Source organism: Paenibacillus albiflavus, assembly GCF_004344915.1.
Lineage (GTDB): Bacteria > Bacillota > Bacilli > Paenibacillales > NBRC-103111 > Paenibacillus_AM > Paenibacillus_AM albiflavus.
The window spans coordinates 210,891-232,805 of sequence record NZ_SKFG01000006.1; the positions used below are offsets into that span (position 1 = coordinate 210,891).

At 44.4% G+C, this 21,915-nt stretch carries 18 protein-coding genes; 12 read left to right on the forward strand and 6 right to left on the reverse strand.

What is annotated here, in order from left to right:
* Window positions 1-149: 149 nt before the first annotated feature.
* On the reverse strand, window positions 150-1,628 hold the full coding sequence (locus tag E0485_RS09195; protein ID WP_235857501.1) for a methyl-accepting chemotaxis protein: 1,479 nt from the start codon (window positions 1,626-1,628) through the stop codon (window positions 150-152).
* Window positions 1,629-1,819: 191 nt separating this feature from the next.
* On the opposite strand from E0485_RS09195, the gene E0485_RS09200 reads away from it, so the two are divergent.
* The 5 genes from E0485_RS09200 to E0485_RS09220 all read left to right on the forward strand — a co-directional run bounded on the left by E0485_RS09200 (window position 1,820) and on the right by E0485_RS09220 (window position 6,566).
* Window positions 1,820-2,515, forward strand: coding sequence for a response regulator transcription factor (locus E0485_RS09200; RefSeq protein ID WP_132417724.1), 696 nt, complete (start codon window positions 1,820-1,822; stop codon window positions 2,513-2,515).
* A complete protein-coding gene (locus E0485_RS09205) occupies window positions 2,508-3,605 on the forward strand; it encodes a sensor histidine kinase (protein WP_132417725.1) in 1,098 nt (365 codons plus the stop codon). The genes E0485_RS09200 and E0485_RS09205 overlap by 8 nt, the downstream gene beginning before the upstream one ends.
* Before the next feature lie 424 nt (window positions 3,606-4,029).
* On the forward strand, window positions 4,030-4,935 hold the full coding sequence (locus E0485_RS09210) for a M15 family metallopeptidase (protein WP_132417726.1): 906 nt from the start codon (window positions 4,030-4,032) through the stop codon (window positions 4,933-4,935).
* A 67-nt stretch (window positions 4,936-5,002) separates the two neighbouring features.
* Entirely contained in the window at window positions 5,003-5,824 is an 822-nt protein-coding gene (locus E0485_RS09215; protein ID WP_132417727.1) for a Cof-type HAD-IIB family hydrolase, read from the forward strand.
* A 127-nt stretch (window positions 5,825-5,951) separates the two neighbouring features.
* The gene (locus E0485_RS09220; RefSeq protein WP_132417728.1) at window positions 5,952-6,566 is read left to right on the forward strand and encodes a LysE/ArgO family amino acid transporter; all 615 of its coding nucleotides are present in this window, start codon (window positions 5,952-5,954) and stop codon (window positions 6,564-6,566) included.
* Here E0485_RS09220 and E0485_RS09225 read toward each other — a convergent pair.
* On the reverse strand, window positions 6,539-7,168 hold the full coding sequence (locus E0485_RS09225; protein ID WP_132417729.1) for a GyrI-like domain-containing protein: 630 nt from the start codon (window positions 7,166-7,168) through the stop codon (window positions 6,539-6,541). The two genes, E0485_RS09220 and E0485_RS09225, sit on opposite strands and share 28 nt — an antisense overlap.
* A gap of 306 nt (window positions 7,169-7,474) precedes the next feature.
* Here E0485_RS09225 and E0485_RS09230 point away from each other — a divergent pair, with 306 nt between their 5' ends.
* The 6 genes from E0485_RS09230 (at window position 7,475) to E0485_RS09255 (ending at window position 18,159) form a co-directional block, all read left to right on the forward strand.
* Entirely contained in the window at window positions 7,475-8,725 is a 1,251-nt protein-coding gene (locus E0485_RS09230) for an MFS transporter (RefSeq protein ID WP_328591289.1), read from the forward strand.
* A 125-nt stretch (window positions 8,726-8,850) separates the two neighbouring features.
* Complete coding sequence (locus tag E0485_RS09235; protein ID WP_132417730.1) at window positions 8,851-9,672, forward strand: ZIP family metal transporter; 822 nt, start codon at window positions 8,851-8,853, stop codon at window positions 9,670-9,672.
* Window positions 9,673-9,850: 178 nt separating this feature from the next.
* On the forward strand, window positions 9,851-10,651 hold the full coding sequence (locus tag E0485_RS09240; RefSeq protein WP_132417731.1) for an alpha/beta fold hydrolase: 801 nt from the start codon (window positions 9,851-9,853) through the stop codon (window positions 10,649-10,651).
* 15 nt (window positions 10,652-10,666) lie between these two features.
* Complete coding sequence (locus E0485_RS09245) at window positions 10,667-12,259, forward strand: MFS transporter (protein WP_132417732.1); 1,593 nt, start codon at window positions 10,667-10,669, stop codon at window positions 12,257-12,259.
* A 207-nt stretch (window positions 12,260-12,466) separates the two neighbouring features.
* A complete protein-coding gene (locus E0485_RS09250; RefSeq protein WP_132417733.1) occupies window positions 12,467-15,808 on the forward strand; it encodes a DEAD/DEAH box helicase in 3,342 nt (1,113 codons plus the stop codon).
* Between the two features lie 68 nt (window positions 15,809-15,876).
* On the forward strand, window positions 15,877-18,159 hold the full coding sequence (locus E0485_RS09255; protein ID WP_132417734.1) for an ATP-dependent DNA helicase: 2,283 nt from the start codon (window positions 15,877-15,879) through the stop codon (window positions 18,157-18,159).
* Window positions 18,160-18,211: 52 nt separating this feature from the next.
* On the opposite strand, the gene E0485_RS09260 is transcribed toward E0485_RS09255, so the two are convergent.
* On the reverse strand, window positions 18,212-18,760 hold the full coding sequence (locus tag E0485_RS09260; protein ID WP_132417755.1) for a GNAT family N-acetyltransferase: 549 nt from the start codon (window positions 18,758-18,760) through the stop codon (window positions 18,212-18,214).
* Window positions 18,761-18,812: 52 nt separating this feature from the next.
* Window positions 18,813-19,556, reverse strand: a complete 744-nt coding sequence (gene pyrH / locus E0485_RS09265; RefSeq protein WP_132417735.1) for a UMP kinase — start codon at window positions 19,554-19,556, stop codon at window positions 18,813-18,815.
* A 225-nt stretch (window positions 19,557-19,781) separates the two neighbouring features.
* Between pyrH and E0485_RS09270 the strand changes: the two genes are divergently transcribed.
* Window positions 19,782-20,366: a DJ-1/PfpI family protein gene (locus E0485_RS09270; protein ID WP_165921134.1), complete on the forward strand. Its 585-nt coding sequence runs from the start codon at window positions 19,782-19,784 to the stop codon at window positions 20,364-20,366.
* A gap of 219 nt (window positions 20,367-20,585) precedes the next feature.
* Here the strand turns inward: E0485_RS09270 and E0485_RS09275 are convergent, their stop codons facing one another.
* Together E0485_RS09275 and E0485_RS09280 are read right to left on the reverse strand one after the other, a co-directional pair.
* Complete coding sequence (locus E0485_RS09275) at window positions 20,586-21,518, reverse strand: IS3 family transposase (RefSeq protein WP_132417162.1); 933 nt, start codon at window positions 21,516-21,518, stop codon at window positions 20,586-20,588.
* Window positions 21,515-21,841 carry a helix-turn-helix domain-containing protein gene (locus tag E0485_RS09280; RefSeq protein WP_132417163.1) on the reverse strand — a complete coding sequence of 109 codons (327 nt, stop codon included), beginning with the start codon at window positions 21,839-21,841 and terminating at the stop codon, window positions 21,515-21,517. Before E0485_RS09280 ends, E0485_RS09275 begins: the two co-directional genes overlap by 4 nt.
* Window positions 21,842-21,915: the final 74 nt, after the last annotated feature.

Here is a 21,915-nt window from a genome sequence, read left to right on the forward strand (position 1 = left end):
ATCAGATTAGCCATTAGTGGGTAGAAATTCGGTGACAAAGGCGACCGCTAACGCTTCTCCAGAACGATTCCGTCCTCTCCGCTCCTTCACTTTTGGCAAGAGCTTATTATTGTTTTGAGCCATCTTGATAGAGCATAGATAATCAAATGCTATGTATTTGCCTTTGTAGTTAACTTCCTCATTTCGACTGCAAGCTCATCGAGGTGAAGGAAGCTTTCGACAACTTCGCCAATTCGGGTGTCTTGCGTGTTCATGTTAGCCGCAACTTCTTTAATGGAAGCCGTTGTTTCCTCGGTAATGCTAGCGATCGTGGAGATTTCTTCTGTAATTTTGATGTATTGTTGGTGTAAATGCTCTGCTGATTGTTCAACTTCCACTGCTTGCAGGTCAACTTTGGTGGAGTTGTCTGCAACATGAATCATGGCATCGGCGACTCGAGCGGCGACGACACTTCCTTCAATGGCTGATTGTTGGCCCAGTAGGATTTGTTCAGCCGCTTCGTCTGTTTTCGTACGAATTGTTTCAAGAATTTCACTGATTTGCTCAGTAGACTGTTTGGAGGATTCCGCTAGTTTGCGAATCTCACTCGATACGACCGCGAATCCAGCTCCATGTTCGCCTGCACGTGCTGCTTCTATAGCTGCATTCAGTGCAAGCAGGTTCGTTTGGGTCGAAATATGGTTAATCGTCGTTACGATGTCGGTGATTTGTTTATTTTGCTCATTTAGTTGATTCATCAGCACGGCAGCTGCATGAATGGTCTCATTAATATGATCCATCTTAATTTTCAAATCGATCGAGACTTCGTTGCCATTATTCGTTAACTGTACGTTCTTATCGGATAAGTCTCTCATTGCAGATGTACGTTCAGCAAGCGCCGCAACTGCTTGTTCAATTAGACTTGCTGATTCGTTAATGTCGGATATGCTTCTAGCCTGAATCTCTGTACTGCTGGATATTTCAGCGAAAACGGAAGTGACCTCTTTGGATATGACGCTTGTCGAAGTGACATTCTCTTTTAGCTTACTACTAAATCCGTTCAGCAGATTAAGGGAGGAAGCAACTTGATCAACAATCTCCTGTGAATGATTGCGTTCGTTCATGGCAGTCTCTCGTTGTTCAGTTGCTTCCGCTTGGAGATTCTCGCTGAAACGTGTGGATGCAATTAACGGAAGCGCAATTAAGAATAAGTAGAGGTAGATGGTATAAGCCGCGTTATTGCCAAAGATTTCGCTATAAGGACTAATGAATAAATAAATGGTAAATCCAAGACCAAGCAAGCTGGAGAATAGGATCGCACGAAAATTACTATATAACGTCATGATGGACAGGTTCACATATACGAGAAAGTAAGTCGTAATTACGGCACCAGTTGTCATTAGGAGGAAGGCAAGGATGGTTACGATAATCGAGATAAAATACATAATATAATTCTCTAGCCAACGTTTGTAGGTTAAGATTGTGGCTAGTCCACAGGTGATCCCTCCTGTAATGAGTAGGACAATAATCGAGCTAGTTGGTGCATCCGTAAGATAGGTCACCGCAATACCTAATATCAGCATTCCCCAGATAATGCTTACAAGAAGCTTATTTCTTCGATACAGGGTTTCTGTATTCGTGTTTATCACCAAAGAACCACCTTCCGACACAATATGTGCATAATATTTAGAATGATACAAATTATTATATTATAGCCTACTCTATTCGACTAGTAGGATTTGCCAGCTCAATATATAGTAATACTTTATTAACCATTACACGATTGGGGCTGGTTAATGTTACAATATGGATTATTAAGGAGAAATAGGAGTAGATAGATATGCAGAATATTACTGTTCTAGTTGCTGATGATGAAGTTGAAATTGCAGATTTAATCGCATTGCATTTGGAAAAAGAGAACTATCGTGTCATCAAAGCATTCGACGGGCAAGAAGCCATTCGAATTATCCAATCGCAGCCGATCGATTTAGCGATATTAGATATCATGATGCCGAAGCTTGATGGCTATGATGTAACTCGGCAGGTTCGCGAGCAGTTCGATATGCCTATTATTTTTTTAAGTGCGAAAGCTTCCGATTTTGATAAAATAACAGGTCTTGTCATCGGGGCAGATGATTATATGACCAAGCCGTTCAATCCGATGGAGCTTGTTGCTCGTGTGAATGCTCAGCTAAGAAGGGCGAAGCGCATGAATCAGTCCTTGGCTGCCGAGCATAATGTGCTTGAAGCAGGCGGGCTTATTATCGATAGCGATCAACGCAGAGTGACCTTATACGGAGAAGAAATTGAGCTGACTCCAAAGGAGTTCAACATCTTGCATTTGCTTGCTAGTCATCCCAAAAAGGTATTTAGTGTGGAGAATATTTTTGAGCATGTGTGGGGTGAAGCTTATTTTGAAGGAGGCAATACGGTAATGGTGCATATTCGTGCACTCCGCAAAAAGCTCGGTGAAGATAAGAACAAGAATAAGCTGATCAAGACAGTATGGGGAGTAGGGTATTCATTCAATGGCTAAAATGATTCGCAGCTTCCGGTCGAAGGTACTTCTGATATTTGGATTTAGTATGCTGCTATCGGCTACGATCACCTATGCCTTCTACAAAGTCCTTCAATATTATTATCGTGAGAATGCGAAGCTTGGAGATTCGTGGGATTACCTGCGCAGATTTATCGCAAGCGTCGGGGACATTAACTTCTTCCTTATTTTCTTCACACCGCTCGCTATTTTATTTTTCTTTATTCTAACAAAGCCATATCTGGCTTACTTTAAAGTCATCTCAAACGGGATTCACCATCTAGCGAACGGGAATTTCCAGAATCGGATCCATATTTCGTCTTATGACGAATTTGGTGAAATTGCAGAGGACATTAATTTGGCAAGTGAGAAGCTACAGCAGGCTGTGGAAAAAGGGGATTTTGCTGAAAATAGTAAAGATCAGCTTGTCGTCAATCTGGCTCATGATTTGCGCACACCGCTTACCTCCGTTATTGGTTACCTGGACTTGATTCGTGAGGATGATCAGTTAACAGATGAACAGAAGCGGCATTATATGAATATCGCTTACACCAAATCCAAGCGACTAGAGAGGCTCATCGATGAGCTTTTTGAGATAACCAAGGTAAACTACGGCAAGCAGAAGCTTCATAAGTCACCGATCGATATTAGTCAGTTGCTGATGCAGGTTAATGAAGAACTGTACCCTGTTATTGAGAATAATGGACTAGTATCCAGGCTTAATATTGCTCCAGCTTTGAATACAATTGCTGATGGAGAGCTGCTGGCACGAGTCTTTGAGAATTTGGTAAGCAATGCGGTTAGGTATGGAAATGATGGACAATTCATCGATATCAATGGGCAAGTTGAAGATGGATTTGTCGTTGTGCAGGTCATTAACTATGGGAACGAGATCGCAGCTAATGAGCTGCCCTATATATTCGATATGTTCTATACCAGTGACCAGTCGCGCACGCAGCAGGAAGGTAGTACTGGACTCGGTCTTTACATTGCTAAGAATATTATTGAACAGCATGGTGGAACGATTACAGCCGAAAGCAGCCTAATCCGTACTTTATTCGAGGTACGACTGCCGATTGTTAATGGGTAGGGAGTGTAACGCAACCGTCCTTAAAGACGGTGAGACCGTTTCTTCTTGTTGGCCTTCAACTGGCACGCAAATTGCTTTTTTTGTCCACCCTAAATAGTTTGCCTGCATTTCGTACAGGCAAATTTGCTTTTTAACGTGTAATATTTATTTTGCCTGTATTTTGTACATCCAAAAGTGGCTAGCCCCCTCAAAATGGCTTATTGAGCTAATTTTGAATGTACATTTTGCAGGCAAAGGCGAAATTTATTAATAAAATTGCTTTTTGACTGTATATTTTACATTCAAACTCACAAATCAACGATGAAATCTATGTTATAGAGCGATTTGCGAAATTTAAGGAAAAGTTTAAATAATGCTTACTACTTTATTAAAACATTTGCTCTAATCTTTATCGTAAAGAAAGTGATAAGGAGAGTTCAATTGTATGAAAAAGTGGGGCATTATTTTTATATTGGCGCTGGGCGTAGCAATTGCGATTGCGAATAAGATCCCTCTGATCCATCAAGATATAGACGCACCGGAAGAATCGTATGATTCACAAATTTCTCAAGTGGCAGCCGTACCGACGGCTCGGCCAGAGACGATGTCTAATATGCAGCAGAAAAAAATTACACCAGATCAAGTGTATCAAGGGAATCTACTATTAGTGAATGCGGAGTATTCACTTCAAGAAAATGCAGAACAACAGGATATTGTTCAGCTTTCGATGCATCCCGATTTAGTAGAAGGCTATGCTTTATTTGATAGAACGATTCGAATATCCAAGAATGTAGCTTATCAATTGAACAAGATGATCACTGCCGCTAGTGAAGATGGCGTAAATCACTTCTTGCTTAGCAGTGGTTACCGAGATTTAGATGAGCAGAAGAAGCTCTATAAGGATATGGGTGCCAGCTATGCACTTCCTGCTGGGTCAAGTGAACATAATTTAGGCTTGTCCGTCGATATGGGGTCCACGCAGAAGAAGATGGAGGATGCTCCTGAAGGTAAATGGCTTGCCAAGCATTCTGCTGAGTATGGTTTCATCCTACGCTATCCCAAAAACAAAGTGGATGTGACGGGGATTGAGTTTGAACCGTGGCATTTTCGCTATGTAGGGCTGCCTCATAGCCTGATCATGCAGAAGAATGAATGGGTACTTGAAGAGTATCTGGATGAGTTGCAAGCAAAGAAACAGATAACGTTTGAATTAAAGGGTAAGAAGTATCAGATCAACTATTACCCTTACTCACGTAATTTAACTGTTCCTGTACCAAAGGATCGCGAATATGAAGTATCAGGCGATAATCGTGGTGGTGTTATTGTGACGATTGGGCAGTCCAATTCCTGACAGGTCTTAAATTTCTTTCTGATTTATAATATAGTGGTTATATCAAACAACCAGAAGGATGAAGACAATGAACTATAAAATGATCGTGCTAGATTTGGATGATACGCTATTACAAGATGATCATACGATCTCTCCGAGAACGAAGCAGGCGCTAATGAAGGCGCAGGAGGCAGGCGTTAAGGTTGTGCTTGCATCAGGCCGACCAACATTCGGAATGGTAGAAGTGGCACAGGAGTTAGAACTAGAGAAGTACGGTAGTTTCATTTTATCTTATAACGGTGCGAAGATAACGAATTGCAAAACGGGTGAGGAGCTATTCAGCAGCACTTTGTCTGTTGAAACGGTACACGAGTTATATGAAATCAGTCAGCAAGAGGGAATTTTGATTCAAACGTATGTTGGCGATGATATTGTGACGGAAACGGATAATGAATTTACAGATATTGAAGGCGTCATAACTGGTATGCGAATTGTGATAGTCGATAGCTTTGTTCAGGCTGTACAAGAGCCCGTGGTCAAATGCTTGATGCTTGCAAACCCTGAGCAGCTTGTCGTCATAGAGAAGAAGCTGCAGCAACAGCTAGCTGGCCGAATGAGTGTTATGCGTTCCAAGCCATTCTTCCTTGAGTTTACTGAAGCTGGTGTAGATAAAGGAACAAGCTTGCATCAACTAGCCCTGAAGCTTGGAATCAAGCAGGAAGAAGTGATCGCGATGGGCGACAGCTATAATGATCTTGCTATGATCCAGTATGCGGGACTCGGGGTTGCAATGGGTAACGCACCCGATGATATTAAGCAAATCGCTAATTATGTAACGGATACGAATAAGAATGATGGCGTTGCAAAGGTAGTTGAACAATTCGTGCTTGGCGAGCCTGTGCTTGCCTAATAAGAATAGTAAGCAATGACTAAGGAAGTTAGCTTCTCTAGTCATTGCTTTTTTTGCGGTAGAGGAGAATAACCGATATTGTGGAATATTATAGGGGATATCGATAGATTTATATAGGAGATCGCATATGGCTGCATTTATGACAGGTATTTTGCTCGCTTTAAGTCTTATTCTCCCGCTAGGGGTACAGAATGTGTTTATTTTCAATCAGGGTGCTGCGTCGCCACGATTCGCAAAGGCTCTGCCAGCCGTTGTCATGGCAGCAATATGTGATACGTTATTAATCCTGCTTGCCGTGCTTGGATTATCAGTTGCGGTATTTGCTGTGACTTGGATCAAGACGGTCGTACTTGGCGTTGGAGTCGTTTTCCTCTTATATATGGGCTATATAACATGGAGGTCAGCAAGCTCACAGCGTGAAGCGGGACAGGAGCCAGTCATGCTGTCTGCACGCAAGCAGATCGCATTCGCAGCGTCCGTTTCTCTGTTAAATCCACATGCGATTCTAGATACGGTCGGTGTTATCGGGACAAGTTCATTGCATTATACAGGTCTGGATAAGATCCTATTTACCGTATCGACGATTGGTGTGTCATGGGTGTGGTTTTTTGGGCTTGCAGCTGCAGGACATTATCTAGGCAAATTAGATACAACGGGGCGATGGATTAGCTGGATTAATCGTGTATCTGCCATCATCATATGGGGAATTGCGATTTATTTACTTTCTTTACTAATCTGGTAACGCAACACCGTTTTGAGCTTCTCGGGAGCAACCTTGCGAGCATCGGATAAATAAATTTCACGATGGGTATATGTCTTTTTCTTTAGGCTATTCTCGTTACAGAATTCATTCATTAATTTGAAGCTCTCAGGTTCGTTGTCATAGGAGCCAAGGTGGAGCATTTGCACACATAAGCCATCTTCCACATAACTGAATTCGATTTGGTTAAGCAGTGGGTTTGGCGACTTGTTACTAACCATTTGGAGAACTTCATCGGCTAAAGCCTGGTTCAGGTAATCAGGCTGCCTGATCATTATCGTGTATACAAGCTGGCTCTTGTCCCACTGCTTGGCTTGTCTTCCTTCCTCAGATAGATCCCAAATTCCCTCAAGCGGAAATACGGTGTAATCATAGTAGCCAGCAGGAGTAATGCCTTTCTTTGGCAGCATTTTGACTGCGTAGGCTAACGAATAGAGGACACCAACTTTCTCCAAGAAAGCATCCTTATTCGGATCCCCTTCACCCTTGATCATGAAAAAAGGCAACTTAGGCACATTCACAAGCTGCGGTGTTCTTGCAGGCAGGTACAAATCCTTGGCGTGTTTCTTCCATTCATATTTCATATGTGATCCCTCCTTAATAAGAATAAATTACGATAGTTAACTTGACAGGTGTCTGTCATATTTAACTTGGTTACGAAAATTATGTATAACAAATATAACTTCCCTAAAGAACTTATCTTCTATATAATGGTAACCAAATATCAGGAGGTGTTCGCAATGTCAGTTATCTACCAATGTAACTTAAATGCAAAGAACAATAAAAGAGATGGTAGAGCGATACGCGCTTAATGCGCTAGTAGGTAAATGAAAGCAACTGCTTAGCTAGAAGTGATGAATCGTCGTCTACCATGAAGGGTGGACATAGTTTTGAAGAAAAATATAAGTGCGTCGCAAATTTACATCATCATGATGTTTGTACTTTCCCTTGCGAATAGCACGATGTTTACGACGTATGCGATTTATTATGTGACAAAGCTCGGGCTAAACCCGCTTGAGCTCGTACTTGTTGGCACGGTTCTCGAATTAACGGTATTGATTTTTGAAGGGATAACAGGGGTCGTTGCAGATACGTATAGCAGACGACTGTCGGTTATTATTGGGATGTTTATCCTTGGCGTCGCCTTTACTTTAGAAGGAAGTATTCTGTGGATTACGGAATGGAGTACATTAATCCCTGCGTTCATCTGGCTGCTTATTTCACAAGTAATGTTCGGGATCGGCTGGACGTTTGTCAGTGGTTCCGATTCGGCATGGATGGTAGATGAGGTTGGCGAAGATCAAGCGGGTCCTATTTTTATGCGTACAAAGCAAATAGCACTCATCGGTACTCTCCTTGGGATCGGAATTAGTGTGGGATTATCGATTGTTGCACCTAATTTACCTTATATTATGGGTGGATTCATGCATCTTGCACTGGGTGTCTTCTTAATTCTATTTATGAAAGAGACGAAGTTCGTTAAGCAGGAACATGAAGCTAATACCTCACCACTTAAAGCAATGGGAAAGACATGGCTAATGGGGGCCAAAGTCGTTCAAAGCAATCCATTATTGCTCATTTTAATCGTTGTTACCTTGTTCAGTGGTGCTGCCTCAGAAGGGTTTGACCGCCTTAAGGAGACCTTTCTCATTAATGAAATCGGTTTTCCTCAGGGGATTGCATTCTCAATGGCAGTATGGTTCGGGATCATTGCAGCGGTATCCACAATTATAGGGATTTTCGCAGTTGGTTGGACCGAGAAAAGAATAGACATGAGCAGCAAACGAATGATCTCAAGAGCGATGTTTTTTCTAACGGGTGCTCGTATTGCAGCAATTGTTACACTGGCTCTATCGCCTAACTTTACATGGGCAATCATTGCGGTTCTAGCTATTAAAGTGATAGGAATAATTCAATCCCCGATCTACAACACGTGGTTAAACATGAATGTCGAAAGTAAGACACGTGCTACCGTTCTGTCGATGGTCAGTCAATCGGATGCCCTCGGTCAGACAGCGGGGGGGCCATTAGTAGGGTGGCTAGGCAATCGAGTATCGATTCGAGCCTCGCTGCTGGCTGCTGCTGCATTATTGTCACCTATTCTGGTCGTGTTCGGTAACATATGGAGAAAGCGTTCATGAAATAATTCTATTTAAAAATAATTAGAAGGTAGCCTCTTGGCTACTTTCTTTGTTTATTAGATATGACATACCGCATTTCTGGTCCGTGTATAATAAGGATAAGTAGACGAAATGGAGAAATAATCATGACTTTAGATGGGTTAAATATGCAAAACCCGATCCTTCTCGCTCTTATAGCTACGTTAGGGACATGGGGATTAACAGCACTAGGAGCCGCACTCGTATTCTTTTTTAAAGAAATAAATCAAAGGGTATTAAATACGATGTTGGGGTTTGCTGCCGGGGTCATGATTGCAGCGAGCTTCTGGTCCTTACTTGCCCCAGCAATTGAAATGGCGGAAGGAAGAACATTGCCTGCATGGCTAATTGCTGCAATCGGCTTTGTCGCTGGTGCGGGCTTCTTATGGAGTGCGGACAAAATCATTCCGCATATGCATTTGAACGCTACGAGAGGACAAGCAGAAGGAGTGCCTACCAGATGGAGACGAAGTATACTACTGGTGTTATCCATTACGCTGCATAACATTCCAGAGGGTTTGGCAGTTGGCGTTGCTTTTGGTGCTGCAGCCAGCTCAGGAGACACAGCGACTTTGGCATCAGCTATCGTTGTGGCAGTTGGAATTGGCATACAGAACTTTCCAGAGGGAGCTGCTGTATCAATTCCACTTAGACGAGAAGGTTTATCTCGAACGAAGAGTTTTATGTACGGACAGGCATCTGGCATTGTGGAGCCGATTGCAGGTGTTATAGGCGCTGCGCTCGTCGTTTCAATGCAATCCATACTACCGTATGCACTTGCCTTTGCCGCTGGAGCGATGATATTCGTTGTCGTTGAAGAGCTAATACCAGAAGCGCAGTCCGGTGATAAAGGGAGCGCAGATCTGGCAACTGTCGGCTGCATCATTGGATTTACCGTTATGATGGTACTCGATGTTGCGCTAGGATAGCAGCAAGTAGAATAGCAAGTAAACCCCTTACTTCTTGTGAAGTAGGGGGTTTATTACTATAAAAACATCCATTTTCATGAAAATATTAAAAAAATTTCATTTAGTACTTGAACCTTCCGTAACGTAATGTTTTATGATATGGACACCGGTAATTTCCAAATCATAGGAGGTAAGTACAATGAACAAAGTAATTTCGAAAGACGGAACCGCCATTGCTTTTGATAAATCCGGGAATGGACCGGCGGTCATTCTGGTATGCGCTGCATTTCAAACTCGTTCGGATCCAATGATGTCGCAACTTGCTTCGCTTCTGTCACCCCACTTTACCATGTTCAACTACGATCGTCGGGGTCGAGGGGATAGCGGCGACACTTCGCCGTACGCGGTTGAGCGCGAAGTCGAAGATATCGAAGCTCTCATCAACGAGGCGGGTGGATCGGCATTCGTATTCGGCATGTCTTCCGGTGGAGTCCTTGCCCTCGAAGCGGCTCGCAAGCTTGCTATCGCGAAGCTGGCATTGTACGAGCCACCGTTCGTCGTTGACAATACGCGTCCTCCGCTGCCGAAGGGTTACTTACAGCAGCTTGAAGAGCTGACAACGTCGGGCCGCAGAGGCGACGCAGTCGAATATTTCTTGACAAAGGCAGCAGGCGTTCCTGCCGATTTCGTTGCTCCGATGCAAAGCGCGCCATTCTGGCAGGCGATGGAAAATGTAGCGCACACATTGGTCTATGATGGCACCATCATGGGTGACACCATGTCGGGCAACCCATTGCCAGCCGGGCGGTGGTCTTCCGTCTCGATTCCTACGCTCGTGGTGGGTGGAGGGACAAGTCCTGAGTACCAGCAAAATGCGGTGAAAGCGCTCGTGGACAGACTCCCCAATGCAAAGTGCCACATCCTGGAAGGTCAGGATCATAGCGTGGCTCCGGATTTCCTTGCTCCCGTTTTGACTGATTTTTTTCTCTCTACGAAGTGAGAAGGGGTGAGGGCTATGAAGAACGCATTATATGGAAATGAGATGAAGGCCGGCATGCGTGAATGGATCGGGCTCGCGGTACTGGCTTTGCCCGCCCTTCTTGTCTCGATTGATCTCTCGGTAATGATTCTCGCGCTGCCGCACATTGGTGCCGACCTCGGTGCCGATAGCGCTCAGCAGTTATGGATCATCGACATCTATGGATTCATGCTCGCGGGTTTCTTGATCACCATGGGGACACTGGGAGATCGGATAGGTCGTCGCAAACTGTTGTTGATCGGCGGGAGCGCATTTATGATAGCCTCGATATTGGCTGCATTCTCCAGAAACGCTGAGATGCTCATTGCGGCCCGCGCAATACTTGGTATAGCCGGAGCGACTGTATCTCCTTCTACTCTAGCCTTGATTAGCAACATGTTCCGTGATCATAAGCAGCGCTCCTTTGCCATCGGTATATGGTTAACGTGCTCTATGGGCGGCATGGCGCTTGGGCCTGTGGTTGGTGGTATTATGCTAGATCACTTCTGGTGGGGCTCGGTGTTCCTTCTGGGCGTGCCGGTCATGTTGCTACTACTAATAGCCGGACCCATGTTGCTGCCTGAGTATCGGCACCCCGAATCCGGTCGACTGGATTTGACCAGTGTTGCGTTATCTCTAGGCACCATCCTGCCGATCATATACGGCCTCAAGGAAATTGCCAAGTCCGGTCTGCAGATAATGCCTGCACTGTTAATACTAGCGGGTTTCGCCCTAGGCACGGTGTTTGTGTCCCGTCAACGTAGACTGACGAATCCTCTACTCGATTTAAGACTGTTCGCGAGTCCCGGTTTCAGCGCAGCACTGGTGGGTATGTTCGGTATTACACTGACAGGAGCGACCATGCTCTTTATCGCGCAGCACCTCCAATTCGTGCAAGGAATGTCGCCACTTCAGGCAGGGTTGTATATGCTCCCTGGGGTAATTGGCTCGATGGTCGGTATGTTTTTCTCACCGCTAATCGCACGCAAGATCCGACCGGCCCGTCTTATCGGAACGGGGCTACTGATATCGACCGCGGGTTGCTTTCTGATAACCCAGGTGGGAGCCCAGTCAGGTCTCACATTTCTAGTGCTCGGGTACATCTGCTTCAATCTAGGTGCAGCACCGCTCCCAAGCCTGTCCAGCGACCTTGTTGTCGGATCAGCCCCGCCAGAGAAAGCAGGATCGGCGGCCTCCATGCTGCAAACCAGCGGCGAATTCGCTTTTGCACTAGGCATCGCAGTCTTGGGTAGCATCGGCACCGTAGTCTATCGTAACCAGGTGGCGAACTCTATTCCCGCCGACTTGCCGGCGTCCGCGGTACTTGCTTCCCGCGACAGCTTGGCTGGTGCCACGGCTATAGCGGAAGGCCTCTCCGAACAAGTCGGCAAGACACTGCTCAATGGAGCACGCGAAGCCTTTACGAGCGGGATGCACGTCGTTGCGGCAGTTAGCGGCGCCATCATGCTTGTTATCATCGTCCTTGTCGTTACGCGACTTCGACACTTACGACCAATCGGAGAGACTCCGTCTAACCAAACCGACAGTATTTCAGAAGTTGAACCCAGCGCTGCCGTAGAATCAAGTTAGTTTCACTACATAATCAAGCTTAAGTAAGAAACCAACACATCAACAAAGCCGACCAAAACTGGAACAATACAGTCTTAATCGGCTTTTTTCTGTTTTTCAACAACAGATTTAGGTTGTGGTGTAGATGAGCTTTTTGCAACATTCATTGATCTGTTATGATGGGTAGTAAGGTAAGATGATCAGTTAGTCGCTGAAAGGATTTGTGAAATGAGCGTTCTTATAACCAAATGGAAGATTACTCAGTTATGCGGCTTTAACGCTTTTGACAGTGGCGAAGCTTATCATGAGGCTGGTAAAGTGTCTTTTGACAAATATGATTCAGATAGAAGGCACTATAATGCAATTGTTAGAGAAACTTCTGAATATGAAGTGACCATCGATGTTGGATCAGACGGGGAAGTGGGAGCGGCATGTACATGTTCGCCTCTCCATGATCGTCGTATGTATTATTGCAAGCATGTGGCAGCGGTGTTAATCGCTATTCAAGCTCGCGAACAAGCTGAGGAGTCTGGGCAACGTACTTATCCATCTCTGCTATATCCCGTGGATCGAACGTCCGGTGAATATGAACATCTACAATCCCAACTACATTTGTCTCCGCGTAGACCAATGAATCATACAACTAGCCATACCCAGTTAACGGACCAAATCTTAGGTTTATTTCATGATCAAACTGCGCGACCAGCAAGCTTGCATACCCGATTTGATACCAGGACTCCGCTTCAGGTCGAGTTTATTTGCAGACCGGTTTCCTATGGCTATCGTAAATTTATGTTCGGCATCGAGATGCGAATCGGACCGAAGCGCGTATACGTCGTTCAGAAAATCAGAGAGCTTCTAGAACAAATACATCGTAGGGAAATGTATCCTTTTACGAAAAACTTCACTTATCTTCCCGCCGAGCATAGCTTCATACAAGAAAATGATGCTGTCATTCAAGCGCTTATCCAGATTCATTTGAATGAGAAAATGCATCGGGAAACCTTAGCGAATTATTACGCACAGCAGGCAAGCAGCGTAGGTGGTGATCGTATGCTGCTAATCCCACCGTCGGCATGGGAGACACTCCTTCCCTTGCTGGTACAGGCTCCGACGCTTAAGTTGGAACAGGAGAGTCGAACCTATGAAGGTATTCAGCTTTCTGGAGATTTAATCCCGCTAAAATTTGAATTTGATGAATCCTCATCTGCGAGCTATCAGCTTGATATAGAGGGGCTAGAGAGTATCACGATAATGGAGCTTTATGGAGCCGTGCTGCATGAAGGCAAGCTGATCACCATAACGCCTGAGCATTGTAAGCGTCTCGCTGAACTAAAGCAGATGCTGGACAATTCGGATCGTTCGCAAATTCAAATTCGTCCTGACCAAATAGAACCGTTCATGGATCAAGTCGTACCGCATTTAATGAAGATTGGACATGTTCAGATTGCCCAAACCATTACAGATCGCATGATCCAAACACCGCTCAAGGCCAGATTGTATCTGGATCGCGTGAGGGATCGCTTGCTAGCGGGACTAGAGTTCCAATATGGAGAGATCGTGATTAATCCATTAGAAGAAAAAGCCGATCGTCGTGATAATGGTCAAATTCTTTTAAGGGACGGAGAAAAGGAAAGACGCATTCTTGAATTGATGGAGCAGGGCTCTTTTGCTAAGACCGAAAGTGGCTATTTCATGGATGATGAAGACGCTGAATATGAGTTTTTGTATCATGTTCTGCCTGATCTAGAGAAGCTGGTACAGGTATACGCAACGACTGCTGTTAAATTAAAACTGTTTACCTCCTTAACACCGCCTAAAATTACCGTAGAAGTGGATGAAAGGACGAACTGGTTAGACTTTGCGTTCACAATGGATGGCATTGGTGAATCGGAAATTCGCAAACTGCTGAAATCATTAGAAGAGAAGCGCAGATACCACCGTTTATCCAATGGAGCATTAATGCCCCTTGAGGGTGATGAATTTCAGGAAATCATACGTTTTATGAATGAGATGGGGATTCGTAAAGATGAAATAAATGGATCAGAATTTCGAGTGCCAATCGTTCGAGGCTTGCATTTGATTGATGCGGATCGGCATAGTCAGACGATTAAGCTAGGCAAAGCATTTCGCAAGCTGCTAGATAATATCCGTAATCCTGACCGTCTTGACTTTCCCGTGCCGAGCACGTTAGCGACTATACTCCGAGATTACCAAAAAGAAGGGTATCAGTGGCTCAAAACGTTGGCTCATTACCGATTCGGCGGTATTCTGGCAGATGATATGGGTCTAGGCAAAACAGTGCAAAGCATCGCACTGCTCGTCTCCGTTCTGCCTGAGATTAGAGAGCAGGGCTTGCCGGCGCTAATCATTTGTCCTGCTTCCCTCACATACAATTGGCTCAATGAGCTGAGGAAATTCGCGCCTGAGATTCGTGCGCAGATTGCAGATGGCAGTAAATCCGAGCGAAGTGGATTGCTTAAGGATGCTTCTTCATCGCAAGTAGATGTTCTCATTACATCCTACCCGCTGATTCGTAGGGATATTGAGCTTTATGTGGAGCATTCCTTCCATACACTTATTCTGGATGAGGCGCAGTATTTTAAGAACCATACGACGCAGACGGCACAATCCGTAAAAGCAATAACTGCCCAGCATCGGATCGCACTAACAGGAACTCCTGTTGAGAATTCTTTAGAGGAATTATGGTCAATTGTTAACGTTGTATTTCCTAAATTATTTCCTGGCAGACAAGCATTTAACGATTTACCCCGTGAAGCAGTTGCAAGACGGATTCGTCCATTCCTGCTCAGAAGGCTAAAGACAGATGTGCTGAAGGAGCTTCCAGATAAGATCGAGATGCTGCAAGCATCTGAATTATTGCCGGAGCAGAAGAGGTTATATGCGGCCTACTTAGCTAAACTGCGTCAAGAAACGCTCAAGCATCTGGATCAGGAGACTTTTAATAAGAATCGGATTAAAATTCTCGCTGGACTCACAAGGCTGCGTCAGATCTGCTGTCATCCCGCGCTTTTTGTTGAAGATTATGAGGGAAGCTCTGCTAAATTTGAACAGCTGATGGAGATCATTGAAGAATGCCGTGGTTCAGGCAAGCGGATGCTGATCTTCTCGCAATTTACCCAAATGCTAGGGCTGATCAGCCGTGAGCTTGGAGATCATGGGATTGCCCATTTTTATCTGGATGGACAGACCCCAGTCGCAGAGCGCGTAGAACTGTGCAATCGCTACAATGAGGGAGAACGCGACCTGTTCCTAGTATCTCTAAAGGCCGGTGGTACAGGGCTGAATCTGACGGGTGCTGATACCGTTATTTTATATGATTTATGGTGGAATCCAGCAGTTGAACAGCAAGCGACAGACCGCGCACATCGAATTGGGCAGAAGAAGGTTGTGCAGGTGATTCGTCTGGTAGCGCAAGGGACTGTAGAGGATAAAATGTACGAGCTGCAGCAGCGAAAGAAGCATCTGATCGAGGAAATTATACAGCCAGGTCAGGAGACACTGTCTACATTAACAGAGCAGGATGTTAGAGATATTCTGATGCTTTAAGATTGCTGGAAATATGCTACAATGGAAAGAACAAATGTTCCTGATATCCATATCCTTTGGGGGATTCAATGATAAGTCAAGTTCAGATCGCTGTGCGATCTTTAGTAGAATATGTGTATTTGGCCGGAAGCATCGATTCAGGCTTTCGTTCAGCAAGCTCGTTAACAGAGGGGACGAAGGCCCATCAGAAGGTGCAGAAGCAGTATTCGGAGCAAGATCAGAAGGAAGTATACGTGAAAGCGGAGATCGTGCATGGCGATCTCCTATTTGTCATTGATGGACGCTGTGATGGAATTCTGGAGCAGGATGGTATGACGACCATTGATGAGATCAAGTCGACCATGCTAGATATGGAGCAAATTACCGCTGATCGCTATCCAGTCCACTGGGCGCAAGCCAAATGTTATGCCTATATGTATGCAGAAGCGAACGGGCTGGGTGAAATCAAGGTACAACTGACTTATTATCAGATTGAAACGGAAGAGACTAAACGGTTTGTCGAGCAATATTCACGGGTAGAATTGGCTAGCTTCGTTACGGATGTAATTATGCGGTATGCGCCTTATGCTGCCATGCTTGTACAGCATAAACAATTACGTGACAAGTCAGCGCAGGAGATCCCTTTTCCTTTTGATAACTATCGGGCAGGTCAGCGGATGATGGCTGGAGCCGTATATCGTACGATAGAAGAGGGGATGAAGCTGTTTGCCAAAGCCCCTACAGGTATCGGCAAAACGATCTCGACGCTCTTTCCTTCGATCAAAGCAATGGGTCAGGGCTTGGTGAAGCAATTATTTTACCTGACCGCACGCACGATTACACGAACCTCTGCTGAAGAAGCGCTAGTTTTGATGCAGTCCAAGGGACTTCACCTTCACGCTGTAACTTTAACAGCCAAGGATAAAATTTGCTTTCAAGAAGAAGTCAGATGCCAGAAGGATGCATGTGAATTTGCTGATGGTTATTATGATCGGATCAATGAGGCGGTACTCGATATTTTATCCAATGAGACGTTAATGACTAGGCCAACCATTGAGCAGTATGCGCGCAAGCATCGTGTATGCCCTTTTGAATTCTCGCTCGATATTGCCTATGCAGCCGATACGGTAATTTGCGATTATAACTATGTGTTCGACCCTCGAATTTCTCTTAAGAGGATGTATGCGGAGAAAAAGGGCCAAACCGTGCTTCTCGTAGATGAAGCGCATAATCTCGTTGATCGTGCGAGAGAGATGTTCTCTGCATCGATTAATAAATCGGACTATCTTGCTATGCAGCGAGAGTTCAAGACATCTAATTCAGCACTATCCAAAGCTGCCAAAGTGGTGAATGACTATTTTATAGCCATGCGCAAAGAAATGAATGATAGCTATCATGTGACCAAGGAGATTCCTGAGCAGCTCGTACTACTCATAGAGGAGTTCGTCCTGCATGCAGAGAAAGAACTGGTCATCTCAGGTGGCGTGAATGCCTTGCTGCTGGAGGTTTACTTTGCTGCACAAAGCTTTCTTCGGATCAGCAAGCTGTATGATGAGCGATACGTGACTTATGCGGAGAATTCGCGAAATGAGGTTCAGCTTAAGCTATTGTGTCTGGATCCTTCCTACTTGTTACAGCAAATGGGCAAGGGGTATCGATCCCATATTTATTTCTCTGCTACATTATCGCCGATGTCCTTCTATCGGGATATGCTTGGTGCGTGTGCGGATGACTACACGGTGTCCATACCAACGCCATTTGCGAAGGAACAATTGGATGTATCGGTAGTTCCTTTATCCACGCGCTATCAAGATCGGGAACTGACGAAAGCACCACTAGCCCGAATGCTGCATGAACTAGTGCATAAGCGCAAAGGAAATTATCTATTCTTTTTTCCCTCCTATGCTTATATGAATCTTGTGTATGAATCCTTTACAGAAGAAGGGACAAGTGTATCTACGATTATTCAGCAAGTGAATATGACAGAAGAGGAACGGGAACAATTCTTGGCTGCTTTTAGCAGTGATAATCAAGAGACATTCGTCGGATTTGCAGTCATGGGTGGTATTTTCTCAGAAGGCATCGATCTGGTCGGGGACCGTCTTACAGGTGTAGTCGTTGTGGGTGTTGGTTTGCCGCAGCTTGGAGTCGAGCGCAATATCATGAAGCAGTACTATGATCGTACAGGCAAGAACGGATATGACTATGCTTATGTGTTCCCAGGAATGAATAAAGTGCTGCAAGCAGGAGGACGCTTAATTCGATCCGAGCAGGATACAGGTCTGCTTGTTCTGGTGGATGATCGCTATTTGCATGCATCGTACCAGAGACTTTTGCCAGAGGAGTGGAGCGGGTATACGGTGATGGAGTAAGTGGAACCAAACAAAAAAACCCCATTAAACGGGGCTATAATCGCTTGTTATTTCACTGATTCGATGCTTCGAATTCTTCTTTGGTTATATTGTAGTATAAGGTTGTTACTTCTCGATTATTTAATCGTTCCAATCGACTATTCTTTTGGAATCGATAAGTGAATCCACATTTTTCAACGACTCGTCTGGAGTTATGATTAAAATCAAAGTGTCCGCACCAGATCAGGTCTAGATCAGCTTCGTTAAAACCATATTGAATTAATCCGTTTACCGCTTCAGGAATAATCCCTTGGCCCCAATAGGCAGGGTTCAGTACATAACCGATTTCTCCTTGGGCTAGGTCTGCCAGATTGTCATCAGGTTTCCGATCATGCAACCCGATACTGCCGATCACCTTATTCTCTGATTTGAGAACAACTGCATAGGCATCATCATTCTCAATGAACATTTGAAGGACGGCAAGGCTTTCTTCCTCATCCTGATGTGGAGCCCACCCAGCGTTCGGGCCAACTAATTCATTGCTTGCGTATTCGTATAAATCCTTGCTGTCTGTCTCTAGCCACTTCCGAATGATTAATCGCTCAGTGCGATAGATCTCCATCATCATCCACCTCATTCTTGATAGTTTTAGAGACTAGTATATCTGATAGTGACTATGGATTACTATACCTCAGTTCAGAATTTTCGCTAATAAAGGTGCCGATGTTGGAGCCGGATACTATTTTTTGCATCGAGCCTGGCTCGTTAAAGTTAAATACATGAATCGGAATCTGGTAATCGCGCGCTAGGATGAAGGCGGATTGATCCATTACTCTTAAATCATGTTGGAGCACATCGTTATAGTGCAGCGTATCGAATTTTCTCGCATGCTTATGGTATTTAGGATCGCCATCGTAGACGCCATCCGTTCCTTGCTTGGCAACAAGAATGGAGTCGCATTCCACTTCAATCGCTCTTTGTACGGATGGATAATCCGTTGTAACGAATGGCTGACCATTGCCTCCCGCAAAAATGACGATATATCCCTTATCCAGATGGTTCATCGCTTTAAGTCGGATGTACGGTTCTGCAACTGAAGATACAGGAATCGCTGTCATGACGCGTACTTGGGTGTCGGTTTTGGAGTTGAGAGCGCCTCTTAGCATCAGACTGTTAATCACGGTTGCCAGCGTGCCGATATTGTCTGCCTCAGCTCTGGCTATTCCCCAATTCTCACCCATGTTCCCACGGAAAATATTACCCCCGCCAATGACAAGGGCAACCTGAACCCCCATGTTGACGACGGACAGGACTTCATTTGCAATATGCTCGAGCCTGTCGGGATCGAACCCAAAATCATTGTCACCTGCAACAGCGCCGCCACTAAGTTTAATCAGTACTCTACGGTATCTCGACATTCTGTTTCCCCCCCTAAAAAAATAAAACACTAAAGCAACAATCGCTTTAGTGTTTAGCAATAGGAATAAGAATAAACTGTGTGTAATCCAGCTTATGAACAGTCATCTTATCCCTCCTCATATGAATAATCTAAAAATAATTATATCCAGTTTGCCGGCTGTTGCAAGCTATATTATGGTAATTAGTATGAAGAGTTAGTGAAAATAAGACAAAGGAGAATTAGAGTGGCGCGCTCAAAGGCTTTATTGTTTATTTTTGAGGGGTATTGTGAATTCGAAATATCGGTTGCGATTGCGATGCTGAGGACGACTCATGATTTGCATACGGTGGCGATGACAGATAAACCTTGTCGATCTGAGTCAGGTTTAAATACATTGCCAGACCTTACAATACAGCAAGGGGTACTCGATGACTACGATGTATTAGTAATTCCAGGCGGTGATTTAGCACCGATTGCAGAAGCAGAAGAGCTGTTCGAGTGGGTTGCCCAATTTGCTGAGCGGGGGAAAGTGATTGGAGCTATCTGTAGTGGTGCCTATGTGCTAGCTAAGGCTAATGTGTTGAAGAATCGCCCATATACGGTAACTTTAGCCGAGGAACAGCGAAATTTCTTGGGATGTTTTACAGAAGAGAATTTCAAGTATGAGCCTGTTGTGATTCACAATCATATCATTACGGCGCAGGGACATGCTTTTGTTGAGTTCGGGATTAAGCTGAATGAAATGGTGCGTGATGTGAAGCCTGAGCAAAGCGACTTCTATCGGGGCATACGTAATGCAATGATGGAGAAGAATATTGCACAATCGTAAATTAAAGTGAGAGAAATGAGCGACTTCTTTGATTAAAAAGAGGTCGTTTTTCTTTTGCCCATACAAGACTGCGTTAGTCTAGACTGTATTTTGTACATTCAAATGTTCAAGATTTGAAGTTTTTAAACGTTTGAATGTAAATTCGGTTAGGCCCCCTTATTCTGGAGTCTACCTTATTAAAAAACCAGTTTGGTTAGCAAAGCTCATTATTTCATCTGTTTACAAGGCTCTGTAGAATTTCGTCCGATCTTCTTGCTCTAAAATCCATTTAGAAAACTTCGCTGGCGGCATGCGCTTCAAACTTCCATGCAATCTACGATTGTTGTAAAAGTCCATATAACGATCCATAGCTTCATAAGCCTGTTCTAGTGTCATAAATATCTCCATGGCAAATAGATTTCGCTCCACCAAACTATGGAATGACTCAATATATGCATTCAAATCAGGGGTTTTCGGAGGAATCCTCTCGTGTACAACGCCCCAAGCTGTACACATATCTTCAAAGAGTGCACTCACGAACTGTGGGCCGTTGTCAGTACGTATGGTTGGCAGCGGCTCGCCGGGTTGTATGCGATCCTGTAGAGCCTTTCCTAAGACTTGAACGGCATGTTTCGCTTCACAAGTTGTGCCAACATAGTAACCAACGATTACACGATCAAATATATCGATGATGCTCAGAATGAAAAAGAAGCGGTTTCTAGCTACTACGCGACCATACTTAATATCCATTTGCCATAGCTGGTTCGAACCTGTAACCATTCGATTCACAGGCAATCTACGTGGATAATTGATTTTCTTCTTGCGTTGCTGCTGAAGAATTTCCAGCTCTTTGCATAAGCGATAACACTTTTTAGGATTCAAACTAAGTCCATATTTGTTCCTAAGGCACTGAGCTAAGCACCTATAACCATAGATGTGCTCTTCGCCCTCTAGGAGCTCCAAGAGCCATTTCTTAATTTGCTCATCGTCTATTTGAACGCCACTAATTGTCAAGGAGTATCCCGGGCAGGGACGGCCTTTACGAGCGGTTTGTTTATGTTCTTTAGGTTGCTTGGCTCGTTTAATTCGTGCGTAATAAGTGGACTCTGCTAACCCTATGATCCTTAGAACAAGTGTGGCTGGATTTCCCTGCTTAATGAAACGATGAGCTATTTCAAATTTTTCAGATAAGCAGGGTTCTGCTTTTTTACTAGTTCACGCAAGATTTCGTTCTCAAGTTCTTTCTCACCTAAGATTTTGATTGCTTTATGATATTTATCCTCAATTTCCTGCAGTCTCTTCAGTTCTTGGATTTGTTCATCTGTGCTTGGAATCTGATCTTCCCCTATTTCATCTTGATAATCTCTAATCCATCCACGGATAGTCTCTGGGTGTAATTCATACTTTCTTCCTAGCACTGCAATCTTAATACCAGATAAAGCCTCCCGCACTACCTTTAATCTGATCTCCTCATACACCTTTTTCGTTCTTCTCATTCGATCATTCCCCCTTGATAAATAGTTTATCTTATTGGCGACTAAGACTCTACGTTATTTAAGGGGCTTAAGAG